Below are 12,385 nucleotides of genomic sequence, written 5' to 3' on the forward strand. Positions count from 1 at the left end.
ATGGCCGGTAACATGCAGGACAACTTTGACGAGAACGGCAACCCCATCCGCTGCTCCTTCTGCGGAAAAGAGCAGGGTCAGGTGCGCCGCCTTGTAAAGGGCCCTACCAACATCTTTATCTGCGACGAGTGCGTTGCCGCCTGCTCTGAGATCTTGGAGGAGTCGCTGGCTTCGGACTTTATGGATGCCGCCTGCAACGGCAAGCTGCCGGGCTTCCTCAACGACCACGGTCAGGCTGCCGGGCAGCCTGCCATGGATCCCGAGCCCGAGGGCTTTGAGCTCGAGGACGACGTGCGTCAGGTCATTACGCACGTGCCGACCCCGCACGAGATCTATGACGAGCTTTCGGCCTATGTCATGGGTCAGGAAGACGCCAAGCGCGCCATGTCGGTTGCCGTGTACAACCACTACCGTCGCGTGATCGAGGGCGGCGCCGCGCTTTCGGCCTTTGACGAGGCCTCGGGTGCGGGTTCGCGGCTCGACGACGATATGGACGAGGTGGAGCTCGCCAAGTCCAACATCTTGCTGCTCGGTCCCACCGGTACCGGTAAGACCTTGCTCGCCCAGACGCTCGCGCGCATCCTCGAGGTGCCGTTTGCCATCGCCGACGCCACCGCACTCACCGAGGCCGGTTACGTGGGCGAGGACGTGGAGAACATCCTGCTCAAGCTCATCAATGCTGCCGATGGCGATATCGAGCGTGCGCAGGTCGGCATCATCTACGTGGACGAGATCGACAAGATCGCCCGCAAGGCCGAGAACCTCTCCATCACCCGCGACGTTTCGGGCGAGGGCGTTCAGCAGGCGCTGCTTAAGATCCTTGAGGGCACGGTGGCAAGCGTTCCGCCCACCGGCGGCCGCAAGCACCCCCAGCAGGAGCTGCTGCAGATCGACACGACCAATATCTTGTTTATCTGCGGCGGTGCCTTTGTGGGTCTGGACAAGATTATCGCCGACCGCGTGGGCAACAAGGGCGTGGGCTTTAACTCCGAGATCGCCGGCCCCACCTCGGTCGACGAGAACGACCTGCTGCGTCAGGTGCTCCCGCAGGACCTCAACGCCTTTGGTATGATCCCCGAGTTTGTGGGACGTACGCCCGTCGTCACCCAGACACAGGCGCTCGACGAGGACGACCTGGTGTCGATCCTGACCGAGCCAAAGAACGCCGTTGTGCGTCAGTACCGCAAGATGTTCCAGCTCGAGGACGTTGAACTTGAGTTTGAGGACGCCGCCCTGCACGAGATTGCCCGCATGGCGCTTGCCCGCAAGACCGGCGCCCGCGGCCTGCGCTCCATCTGCGAGGACGTGCTGCAGCAGACGATGTTCGACCTGCCGAGCGAGGAAGGAGTCGCCAAGGTCATCGTGACCGAAGCCTCCGTAAAGGGCACCGAACAGCCCCAGCGCATCTACGGGTAAACCTGCCAAAAAGGGACAGGTTTATTTTGGCAGGTTTTATCAGGGAGAATGACGTTTGCCCATATAAAACCGACCAAAATAAACCTGTCCCTAAATGGTAGGTTTCGCAAATGTGAATTTGAATAGCCTCCGACCACCCGCGGTCGGAGGCTATTTTATATATACGCAATAACCCCAACTACCTGTGTTATTCTGTTTGTTTGTTTAAGCCTCAGCGAAGTCATTACAGACTGAAGTAATCGATACCTAAGCAGGCGGACACGCCGGCGGGACAGGGAGAGATATATGGAAGAAATGCCCAAAAACTACGATCCGTCGACCAACGAGCCGGCGATCCTGCAGAAGTGGCTCGACGGCGGCTACTACAAGCGCCGTGAGGGCGTGGGCGACTGCACTGTCACCATTCCGCCTCCCAACGTGACCGGCAAGCTCCACATGGGTCACGCCACCGACGATTCCATCCAGGATGCCATCATCCGCATGGCCCGCATGCGCGGCAGGTCCACCCGCTGGGTGCTCGGTACCGACCACGCCGGCATCGCCACGCAGACCAAGGTCGACAAGAAGCTCAAGAGCGAGGGCATCAGCCGCCTGGAGATCGGCCGCGATAAGTTTGTCGACGCCTGCTGGGATTGGACCCACGAGTACGGCGGCATCATCGTCGAGCAGATCAAGCGTATGGGCTGCTCCGTCGACTTTGATAACGAGCGCTTTACCATGGACGAGGACTACGCCCAGGCCGTGCGCAAGGTGTTCTGCGACTGGTACCACGACGGCCTGATCTACCGCGGCAAGCGCATCGTCAACTGGTGCCCCAACTGCACCACCGCCATCTCGGACGACGAGGCCGAGTACAAGGACGAGAAGGGTCACCTGTGGCACCTGCGCTACCCGCTGACCGAGCCGGTCAACGGCCAGGACTACATCGTCGTCGCCACTACGCGCCCCGAGACCATGCTCGGCGACACGGGCGTGGCTGTCTCCCCGAAGGACCCCGAGAAGGCCGCCTTTGTGGGTAAGACCGTCAAGCTCCCCATCGTCGACCGTGAGATCCCCATCTTTGAGGATTGGCATGTCGACGCCAACTTTGGCTCCGGCTTTGTCAAGGTCACACCGGCCCACGACCCCAACGACTACGCCATGGGTCAGGCCCACGACTTGCCGCAGATCAACATCTTTGACGAGCATGCGGTGGTCGTCGAGGGCTACGGCGAGTTCACCGGGATGAACCGCGACGAGTGCCGCGAGGCCGTCATCAAGTGGTTCGACGAGCACGGCCTGCTCGATCACGTCGAGGACCTCGATCACTCCGTCATGCACTGCTACCGTTGCGACTCCGCCCTGGAGCCGTGGCTGTCCGAGCAGTGGTTTGTGGCCGTCGACAAGCTCAAGGGGCCTGCGCTCGACGCCGTCAACTCCGGCAAGGTCACCTTCCATCCCGCGCGCTGGACGCAGACCTACACCACCTGGATGGAGAACCTCAAGGACTGGTGCATCAGCCGTCAGCTGTGGTGGGGCCACCGCATTCCCGTGTTCTACTGCGAGGACTGCGGCTGGGAGGACGCCCTGACCGAGGACACCGACGTGTGTCCCAAGTGCGGCGGCCATCACGTGCACCAGGACGAGAACGTGCTGGACACCTGGTTTAGCTCGCAGCTGTGGACTTTCGCCACGCAGGGCTGGCCCCAAAAGCCGGAGCTGCTCGAGGGACATCACCCCACGACGGCACTCGTCACCGCGCGCGACATCATCGCGCTGTGGGTCGCCCGCATGGTCATGAGCTCGCTGTACTTCCTGGACGAGGTACCGTTTAAGGACGTCGTCATCTACCCGACGATTCTTGCCAAGGACGGCAGCCGCATGTCCAAGTCCAAGGGCAACGGCGTTGACCCCATGGACCTCATTGGCATGTACGGTGCTGACGCCATGCGTTACAACCTGCTGACGCTCTGCACCAACAACCAGGACGTCAAGTTTGACGCGAACATCGATAAGAAGACCAAGAAGCTTATCGACAGCCCGCGTACCGAGCAGGCCAAGTCGTTTGTGACCAAGATTTGGAACGCCAGCCGCTTCCTGCTTATGAACATGGAGGGCTACACGCCCGGCGAGCCTGTCGTAGAGACGCCGGCCGACGCCTGGATGTTCAGTCGTCTGGCCAAGGCCGTCAAGATGGTTACCGAGGGCATCGAGAATTACACCTTTGGCGACATGGCCCGCGGTGTTCAGCAGTTCTTCTGGAACGAGGTCTGCGACTGGTACGTCGAAGTCACCAAGGCGCGCCTGAAGGGCGAGGGCCGTCTGCAGGCGCAGCGAAACCTGATCTTTGTGCTCGATACCTCTATTCGCCTGATGCACCCGCTCATGCCGTTTGTCACCGAGGAGATCTGGGACAACATGCCGGCGAGCGTGCTCGACCTGGACGCCGAGGGCAACGTGGACCGCGCCGAGGCGCTCATGATCGCCAAGTGGCCCGAGCCTGCCGACTATGTCAAGTATGTCGACGAGGACGCCGAGCGCGCGTTTGAGCTGTGTCGCACCGTCGTTTCTGCCGCCCGCGCCACGCGTTCGCGTTATCGCTTGAGCCCCAAGGCCGAGCTCGACGTGGTCGTGCGTGCCGGTGCCGAGGACATCGAGAAGCTCGAGAGCCTGCGCTCGACCATCGAGCCGCTGGCCAATACCGCCTCGCTGGTCATGGGTACCGATGTTGAGAAGCCGGCCGCGAGCATCGCCGTGGTCGACAGCGGCGTCGAGGTCTTTGTGGTGCTCGAGGGCAAGGTTGACCTTTCGGCCGAGAAGGCACGTCTGGAGAAGGAGATTGCCGCGGCCCAGAAGGAGCTCGCCGGCTGCGAGAAGACGCTCGCCAACGAGGGCTTTGTGGCCAAGGCCGCGCCCGCGGTGGTCCAGAAGAAGAGGGACCGTGCAGCTGAGCTCCAGGAGATCCTGGAGGCACTGACTGCTCAGGTTGCTGACTTCTCGTAGGCGTTACTGGGGGACGCGGTTTGGGGCATTGCTCGCTACTGCGGACAGTCCTGCTCGCACGAAGGCCACATTAAGTGGCCTTCGGCTCGTGCGGAACTTGTATCGAGCAAAGCCCCAAACCGCTCCCAGGTCGTTTACGTGGTTGTTTGCAACTGGTGGGTTAGGCCACTTGGCTGTGGCCTTGATTCTGCTGCAAAGCGGTGTTTGGCTTATATTTTGAATGGGAGGGGCTCGTTGTTGATTCGGGCCTCTTTTTATGTTGAGGGGACTTTGGGTTATGGCTAAGCGTTCTGGGTCGTATGTCGTTCCTTTTGAGTTTGATTTGCTTTCGTTTGGTGAGGCTGTGGGGCTTGCTGCCGATACGGGGCGGATTTCTGGGGATGCTGGTCCTCTGCTCGAGACAGTTGTCGATATGCTCGATGAGCTGGGGCGGCCGGACGAGTACTTTGATTGCATTCAGGTTGCCGGTACCAATGGCAAGACTTCGACCACGCGTTTTTCGGCTGCTATCCTTCGCGGCGAGGGGCTCAAGGCTGCGCTTTATACGTCGCCGCAGCTTGTTCGCTATCCCGAGCGCATGGAGGTCGATGGGCACGTCGTGAGCGATGAGGCGTTTGCCCGTGGCGTTTCTGCTGCTGTTGAGGCGGGGCATCGAGTGAATGCGCGCCGCGTGGTGGCGGGGGAGCGTGCCTATACCATCACGCCGTTTGACCTGCTGACGGCCGCCGCGCTTGTGGTGTTTGCCGAGGCTCGCGTGGATGTTGCCGTGCTCGAGGTCGGCATGGGCGGTCGCTGGGACGCCACGAGCGCGACCGATCCCGTTGCCGTTGCCATCACGGGCATCGGACTCGACCACACGCGCATTCTGGGCGATACGCTCGAGGCGATTGCGGGGGAGAAGGCTGCGGTCATTAAGCCCGGACGCCTGGTTGTGCTGGGCGAGGGCACGCATGAGCCGAGCGTTCAGCGCGTTATGGACAACCGTTGTCGCGAGTGTGGTGTGGTGCCGCTGGTGGTGAGCCACGCCACGACCAAGGTGCCGGCGCATGTGGGCGATACGGTTGAGTTTAGCTGCACCACGCCGCGTGCGATTTATACGTCGAGCATGGTTAAGCCGGCGTATCAGCCGCAGAATGCCGCGTGCGCGATTATGCTCTGCGAGGGGTATCTGGGTCGCGAGCTCGACCACGAGGCGCTTGATGCTTCGCTTATGGGCTGCCCCACGCCGGGCCGTTTTGATGTGTTGGGAACCGACCCGCTCAAGCTGATTGACGCCTGCCATAACCCCCAGAGTTGCGAGAACTTTGTGAGCGCCTTGGACGAGATCGATCCGTGCGTAGAGAATCGCCCCACGTTGCTGTGCGCCGCGCTGGCAGACAAGGACGTGGCGGGTATCGTCGACGTGCTGATCCCGGCCTTCCCGCGCGTGGTCGTCACACAGACCGATTCCGATCGCGCCTTGCCGGCGGAGGAGCTTGCTGCCCTGGTGGACTCCGATAAGCTCGCAGGCGTGTACCCCAGCGTGTCCGAGGCCCTCGCAGCCTTTGAGGCCGCAGGCGAGCCCTTCGTAGCAGCAGGTACCATCACCCTGGCCGGCGAAGTTGCCGGTCTGCTCCGCTAGATCCCTTCCGCAGGGTAGCTAGTTTGCCTGCTCGCCACGAAATGGGTCTATCTACTACGTTTGACCGGCTACCCTCAACCATGCCGAGAATCGCAAAATCAAAACCGCAGGTAGAAGGCTTGCCAATTTTCAAAAAATACCCGCATGGTCGCCCCATGCGGGTTAAACGTAGTAGATAGGCCCATTTCGTGGCGGCATTCATGTGATGCGACAAAGGGGCTGTCCCTTTGCCGCATTGCCTAGTCTAGGCGGACCGGATCGTGGGGGTAGGCGTTGAGGATCTCGACGCCGCTCTCGGTGACCAGGGCAAGGTCCTCGATGCGGACGCCGGTGCGGCCGGGGAGGTAGATGCCCGGCTCGATGGAGAACGTCATGCCCGGCTCCACGACCTGCTCGTTGACGAGCGAGACGTCGCCCGGCTCGTGGTCTTGCAGGCCGATCGAGTGTCCCAGACGGTGCGTAAAGTATTTGCCATAACCCGCGTCCTCAATCACGTCGCGCGCGGCACGGTCCAGGTCGCACATGCGCACGCCCGGGGCGATGAGCGCCTCGGCGGCCTCGTTGGCGCGGCGCACGATGTCGTAGATGCGTGCCGTCTCCTCGTCCGGCTCGCCCCAAAGGAACGTGCGCGTCATGTCCGAGCAGTAGTTGCGACGACGCCCGCCAATGTCGAACAGCACCACGTCGCAACGCTTGAGTACCGTATCGTCTGGCTCGTGGTGCGGGTCGCCGGCGTTGGCGCCAAAGCTCACGATGGGCGGAAAGCTAAAGCCCTCGCAATCGTGCTTGCGATACAGGCCAAGCATCTGGTCGGCAATCTCGCGCTCTGTCACGCCTTCGTGGACGAGCACGATCGCGTCGGCCATCACGGCGTCGTTAGCGGCCGAGGACACGCGCATAAGCTCCTGCTCGGCGGCGTCTTTGTAGGTTCGCGCGGCGGTCACGGCAAAATCGCCTAGGAAGAATTCGCTCGCGGCATGGCGCTCCATGAGGGGCATTAAGAAGCCGGAGCGCATGACGGTGTCGATGCCGAGCGGTTTGGTCGGATCAACCTCGCGAGCGATGGCGTCGGCCACGACGTCGGTATCGGTGTGGTACTCGACGCGGGCATTGTCATACTCGGGCAGCTGATGCAGCGCGTTGACCAAGATCACTGGCTCGCTACCGCGTGCGAGCAGTACGCCGCAAAAACGCTCGAACATATCGGCATAAAAGCCGGTCAGGTAATAAATCGACCACGGGTCGTTTACGAGCAGCTGCGCGCCGGGGTGCTGAGCCTCGAGCGCATCGAGCACGCGTGCCACGCGCTGGTCATCGACATGTGCCATACATCGTCCTTTCGTTAGGTTGCCACCATGGTATCCCCAATGCCAGGGTAGTCAATTTGGGACGGGGCTATTTTAGCTGCGTCAAACATGCGAGCTGATAGGTAAAAGTAGTCAATATGGTCCCGTCCCAAATGGGCTGGTTTCAAAACTATGGCGGATTACGGGGCTGGACCTGTATTACTTGACCATGGGAAAAATCGCGAAATTAAAACCGCAGGTAGAAGGCTTATCAAAAATCGAAAATTGCCGGTATGGGTGGGGGTCTCCGAATCAGCCCCGTAATCCGGCATAGTTTTGAAATGGCACTAAAGTAGGCACAAGCTAAATACCGATCCCAAGGCAAGTTGCGGTGGAATCGTTCCTTGATGCCGGGGTTTTGGCGGAAATCGGGAATTATTTCACCGCAATTGAGGAGGGGCGGGGCGGATGCGGGGTAGCTAAAAGAGCACCGTCCCAAACGAGCTGCTTAGGCCGGGTCGATGTCCATGCTGGCGATGAGGTCGGTACCGGTGTCTAGGAGGTTGGGGAGGACTACATCGCCCATGCGGATGGGGGCTTTGACCACTAGGCCGCGGATGAGGTCCATGGTCTGGGCATGGAGTTCGAGCGGGATGGCTTCGGCCGTGCGGACGGGCAGCAGCGCCTCGTCGCCGCCTGATACCGCCACGGTGGTAGTGAGGACGCGCATGGGGCAGGTGAGCTCCTGATGTGCGAACTTATCGCCGCGCGGGCAGCTGTTGCCGGTCACGGCGCGCACCGTCGCCACGCGGTCGTCGGCCCCGCGCTCCACTTCCACCGTAAGGAGGCACTCGGATGGGCAGGTGGTGCAGTTGAACTGTAGCGTCTCGATCGCATTTGTGCTCATGGCTATGCCTCCTCGACGGGCTCGACGGAAAGGATAATCTCGCTGGCACCCAGGTCGAGCGCTCGCTGTATCACCTTTGCCGGCAGCGGGAAGCTTTCCATAACGCTCGGTTTAAACGCGCGGACCTTGCCCGTAAGCAGTTCCTCGTCGCCCGCCAGAATGCGCACGCGGGCGGCATCGACCGGCCGGCGCACGCGGAAGTTGAGCCTGGTGAGTGCCACGGCCGTAATGCGTCCCGGCAGCGCGTAGCCGGCAATGTCGGCAGGGGAGACCGTGAGCTGGCAGCCAGCGCCCGTCTCGACATCCGTGCCGGTCCCCAGCGCGTACGTCGCTGCAGCCGCACCGGCACGCTCGGACTCGGCCGTCACGTTATCGGCCAGGTCGTGCACGTGCAGCACGTTGCCGCAGGCAAAGATGCCTGGCACGCCCGTCTGCAGGCTCTGGTCCACCACGGCGCCGCGCGTGCGCGGGTCAAGCTCAACACCCGCGCCTACCGAAAGCTCGTTCTCGGGAATCAAACCCACCGAAAGCAGCAGTGTGTCGCACGGAACGATGCGCTCGGTCCCCGGAATGGGCGCCAGATTTTCGTCGACCTGGCTCACCTCGACGGCCTCCACGCGGTCGTGCCCAATCACGCGTGTGACGGTGGTGGACAGGTGCAGCGGAATGCCAAAATCGTCCAGGCAGTTCTTCACATTGCGGCGCAGGCCGTTGGCGTATGGCATAAGCTCGTACACGCCCTCGACCGAAATCCCCTCGAGCGTGCAGCGACGCGCCATGATGAGCCCAATGTCGCCCGAGCCTAAAATGACGGCGCGCGAGCCGGGCTTGAGGTTGTCGATGTTGATGTATCGCTGCGCCAGGCCGGCGGTAAACACGCCGGCGGGGCGGCTGCCGGGAATCTTGATCTCGCTGCGCGTGCGCTCGCGACACCCCATGGCAAGGACGACGGCGCGCCCGGTGAGCTGCAACACGCCGGCGGGGCTCATGAGCGTGACGGTGTGTGCCGAGGCATCGCTCGCCGCGCCACTTGCGCCCGTGCCTGCGACTTTGTCCTCGCTTGAGTCGATCCCAATCACCATACTGTCCAGGAACAGTGCGATATCGGTTTCGCGCACCTGGTCGATTAAGCGCTGTGCGTACTCGGGACCGGTCAGTTCCTGCTTAAAGTGTGAGAGGCCAAAGCCCGGGTGGATGCACTGGCGCAGGATGCCGCCCAGGTGCTGTTCGCGCTCAACGATGGCCACGCGCGCTCCGGCCTTGTGTGCGGCAAGTGCGGCCGCCATGCCGGCAGGTCCGCCGCCGATAACGACTACGTCGAACGCCTGCGTCTGCACGGCGCCGGCAGCAATTGATACCCTGTCGGCATCTGCGCAAGTGCACTCGACGCCCGATACCGCACCCATATCGATACTCGTCGCCATCCTAGCGCACCCCCTTCAAAGGTCCCTCAACGAGCCACGAGCCAGTGTCCTCCAGCAGCACCTCGCTGGGATCGCAGCCCAGCTCGCGGGCCAGAATCCGCACCACTCGGCTCTGGCAAAAGCCGCTCTGGCACCGACCCATGCCGGCGCGGCAACGGCGTTTGACGCCCTCGACCGAGACCGCACCCGGGCGGTGTCGAATCGCGGCCACGATTTCGGCTTCGGGCACCGTCTCGCAGCGGCAGACAATCTGCCCCCACGCGGGGTCGGACTCGATCAGCTCTTCCTTGCGCGCAAGCGGCGCACGGTCGAAGTCGTCCGGCGCGCGGCGAATCGGATCCCAATCGGCCCGCTCGCGCAAAGCAACACCCGCCTCGCGCATCACGTGCTCCATGCGCTCGGCAATGGCCGGAGCGCTCGCTACGCCCGGCGACTGAATGCCCGCCGCCTGGAACAGCCACGGTACCACGGCGGACTGTCCAATAAAAAAGTCGTTCGTTCCCTTAATGACCGGACGCCCGCCGGCAAACGCTCGCACCACGCGGCGCGTGTCCAGGTCGGGCACCAGCTTGCGCGCGCCGCTCAGCAGAGCGTCGACATCGCTCGCATAGGTCTGCGTGTCGCCCGCCTCGCGCACAGCGGCCGTCGCGGTGATCACCGTGTTGCCGTGGACGGTGCCCGTGACGATGACGCCCTTGGAAACCGGCGTGGGAACGGGGTAGAGCGGCATGAGTGCACGCGGCTCCTTGTCCAGCACCACAATGTTACCCTGGCGCCAGACCATCTGGAACTCCTCGGCGCCCGCCATATGCGAGATGTCTGCGGCGCCGTTGCCCGCCGCGTTAATCAAATAGCGGCAGCGCACATCACCGGCCGGTGTCACCAGCGTAAAACGAGCGGTCCCGTCACCGCTCATGTCGCCAGCGCCGGGAGCTACCTCGATCGTCTCCACCGGTGCGGAGCGCACAAACGTCACGCCGTTGGCGACCGCGTTCTCCATCGCGGCGATGGCGACCTCAAACGGATCGACATAGCCGGTCGAGGGACACCACAGCGCGCACGTGGCCTGGGCGCTGGCGCGCGGCTCCAACTCGTGGATGCGCTCGGCCCCGATGATCGCCAACTCGGGTACGCCGTTTGCCAGCCCGTTGCTTTGCAGCTGCTCCAGCTGCGCGCGGTCTTGGTCGCTAAAGCCCAGCACCATGGACCCGGTGCGGCAAAACAAAAAGCCCAGCTCCTGGGCCCACGTGCCATATAGCTCGCAGCCGCGGGCGTTGACCTGCGCCTTTACGGTGCCCGGCGCCGGATCGTAGCCGGCGTGCACCAGGCCGCCGTTGGCCTTCGACGCGCCCAGGGCAATGTCGTTGGCCGCCTCGACCACGCAGATGGACAGGTCATAGCGTGCGAGCTGCCGCGCGATGGCGCATCCGGTGATGCCCGCGCCCACAATCGCGATATCAAACGTTTCCGTCACAGTGCCTCCAAGACGAGTTGACAGGCTGTCAATAAGGCTATCCTACGGTGTGCGCATCCCCCGCGCAGTGGCAATGCGGCGAACAGCCCCGCTGCATCCGCCAACGGCAGGCGAGGGGAGACTCAGGTCAATCGGTGACCTCGTCTGGCACCCCTGTTGTCAAAGGTTTGTCTCGTTCTGTAACGGTAAGCAGAAGAGTTGGGTTCCAGATGTTACAGATCGAGACGTTTGCCAGGCGGGCCTTCTGTTTGTCTTGATTTGTAACAGTAAGAGTAGAAAATCGGTCCTATGTGTTACAGATTGAGATTTAAAGTCAGGGAGAGGTCATCTGTCTCGATCTGTAACATCTCGGGACCGTTTTGGGGTCTAGATGTTACAGATTTAGATGAACCCATCAGTCGGTTTCGAATGTCTAAATCTGTAACAGTTAGACCTGTTTTTGCCGAGTTGTTGTTACAGATTGAGATATTGAGATTGGACATTTTCCTTTGTCTTGATCTGTAACAGATAGAAGGATTTCTGGCCCCTAGTTGTTACAGATTGAGATATTTAACGGAGGGCTCACCGTTCATCTTGATCGGTAACAGTAGGGACTGATTTTGGAGTCAAGATGTTACAGATCGAGATTGTAGTCGGGGAGAGAACGGTTTATCTAATTCTGTAACATCTGGACCCGGATTCCGCTCTCACCTGTTACAGATTGAGATGTTTCTATCCGCCCATGCCTACGACCTGCCAAATCGTTAACCCCCGTGTTACACTAACTCGAGTTGTAACTACCCCGAAAGGTATCCGTAATGTCCAAGTACATCTCCGAGCTCATGTCGCCGCAGCTTATGGGCGTCATCTATGCCTTTGTTGGCTTTATCATCGCCCTGTACGTGCTGTCGGTCGTCTATGTGTTTATTGACGCCCGTCGCCGCGGCGCCAGCGCTTACGTGGCATGGGGCATCATTGCCCTCATCCCGTTTGTAGGCCTCATCGCCTACCTGGTCCTGCGCCCGCACTCCTATGCGGCCGACCGCGAGGAGCAGGAGCTGGACATGGCCTTGCGCGAGCGTCAGCTTGCCCAGTACGGCACCTGCCCGCAGTGCGGTGCGCCCATCGAGAAGGACTTTGTGGTCTGCCCGGTGTGCGACACCCAGGTTCGCAACGTGTGCCCCAGCTGCCATCGCCCGCTCGACGCGCACTGGAAGGTCTGCCCCTACTGCCGAACTCGCATTCAGTAGCGCATCCATCGCCGGGCCGGCCGCAAGCCACGGGCCCCGCGCGCCA

General features: G+C 61.7%; 8 protein-coding genes. 4 read left to right on the forward strand and 4 right to left on the reverse strand.

All coding sequences use genetic code 11. The features are described 5' to 3' along the window. From clpX to ACTNA2_RS03915, 3 genes are all read left to right on the forward strand, one after another. Positions 1–1,416: an ATP-dependent Clp protease ATP-binding subunit ClpX gene (clpX, locus tag ACTNA2_RS03905; RefSeq protein ID WP_427794736.1), complete on the forward strand. Its 1,416-nt coding sequence runs from the start codon at positions 1–3 to the stop codon at positions 1,414–1,416. Between the two features lie 285 nt (positions 1,417–1,701). Further along, positions 1,702–4,398 (forward strand): valine--tRNA ligase, encoded by a 2,697-nt coding sequence (locus ACTNA2_RS03910; protein WP_441048649.1) that lies wholly within the window; start codon positions 1,702–1,704, stop codon positions 4,396–4,398. 277 nt (positions 4,399–4,675) lie between these two features. Further along, the gene (locus ACTNA2_RS03915) at positions 4,676–6,019 is read left to right on the forward strand and encodes a bifunctional folylpolyglutamate synthase/dihydrofolate synthase (RefSeq protein ID WP_441048650.1); all 1,344 of its coding nucleotides are present in this window, start codon (positions 4,676–4,678) and stop codon (positions 6,017–6,019) included. Between the two features lie 239 nt (positions 6,020–6,258). Here ACTNA2_RS03915 and ACTNA2_RS03920 read toward each other — a convergent pair whose 3' ends face one another. The 4 genes from ACTNA2_RS03920 to ACTNA2_RS03935 all read right to left on the reverse strand — a co-directional run bounded on the left by ACTNA2_RS03920 (position 6,259) and on the right by ACTNA2_RS03935 (position 11,110). Further along, the gene (locus tag ACTNA2_RS03920; protein WP_441048651.1) at positions 6,259–7,347 is read right to left on the reverse strand and encodes a M24 family metallopeptidase; all 1,089 of its coding nucleotides are present in this window, start codon (positions 7,345–7,347) and stop codon (positions 6,259–6,261) included. 466 nt (positions 7,348–7,813) lie between these two features. Then, positions 7,814–8,212, reverse strand: a complete 399-nt coding sequence (locus ACTNA2_RS03925; RefSeq protein ID WP_427728710.1) for a DUF1667 domain-containing protein — start codon at positions 8,210–8,212, stop codon at positions 7,814–7,816. 2 nt (positions 8,213–8,214) lie between these two features. Beyond that, positions 8,215–9,636: an NAD(P)/FAD-dependent oxidoreductase gene (locus ACTNA2_RS03930; protein ID WP_441048652.1), complete on the reverse strand. Its 1,422-nt coding sequence runs from the start codon at positions 9,634–9,636 to the stop codon at positions 8,215–8,217. A 1-nt stretch (position 9,637) separates the two neighbouring features. Further along, positions 9,638–11,110 (reverse strand): NAD(P)/FAD-dependent oxidoreductase, encoded by a 1,473-nt coding sequence (locus tag ACTNA2_RS03935; protein WP_441048653.1) that lies wholly within the window; start codon positions 11,108–11,110, stop codon positions 9,638–9,640. A 797-nt stretch (positions 11,111–11,907) separates the two neighbouring features. On the opposite strand from ACTNA2_RS03935, the gene ACTNA2_RS03940 reads away from it, so the two are divergent. Beyond that, positions 11,908–12,339: a double zinc ribbon domain-containing protein gene (locus tag ACTNA2_RS03940; RefSeq protein ID WP_006234085.1), complete on the forward strand. Its 432-nt coding sequence runs from the start codon at positions 11,908–11,910 to the stop codon at positions 12,337–12,339. Positions 12,340–12,385 lie beyond the last annotated feature (46 nt).

This window comes from Collinsella sp. HCP28S3_E9, assembly GCF_052065455.1.
Lineage (GTDB): Bacteria > Actinomycetota > Coriobacteriia > Coriobacteriales > Coriobacteriaceae > Collinsella.

Coding starts and splice junctions, on each gene's coding strand:
- ACTNA2_RS03930 (WP_441048652.1), bottom strand. CDS start 9,636: ATGGCGACGAGTATCGATATGGGTGCGGTATCGGGCGTCGAGTGCACT.
- ACTNA2_RS03920 (WP_441048651.1), bottom strand. CDS start 7,347: ATGGCACATGTCGATGACCAGCGCGTGGCACGCGTGCTCGATGCGCTC.
- ACTNA2_RS03940 (WP_006234085.1), top strand. CDS start 11,908: ATGTCCAAGTACATCTCCGAGCTCATGTCGCCGCAGCTTATGGGCGTC.
- ACTNA2_RS03910 (WP_441048649.1), top strand. CDS start 1,702: ATGGAAGAAATGCCCAAAAACTACGATCCGTCGACCAACGAGCCGGCG.
- ACTNA2_RS03925 (WP_427728710.1), bottom strand. CDS start 8,212: ATGAGCACAAATGCGATCGAGACGCTACAGTTCAACTGCACCACCTGC.
- ACTNA2_RS03915 (WP_441048650.1), top strand. CDS start 4,676: ATGGCTAAGCGTTCTGGGTCGTATGTCGTTCCTTTTGAGTTTGATTTG.
- clpX (WP_427794736.1), top strand. CDS start 1: ATGGCCGGTAACATGCAGGACAACTTTGACGAGAACGGCAACCCCATC.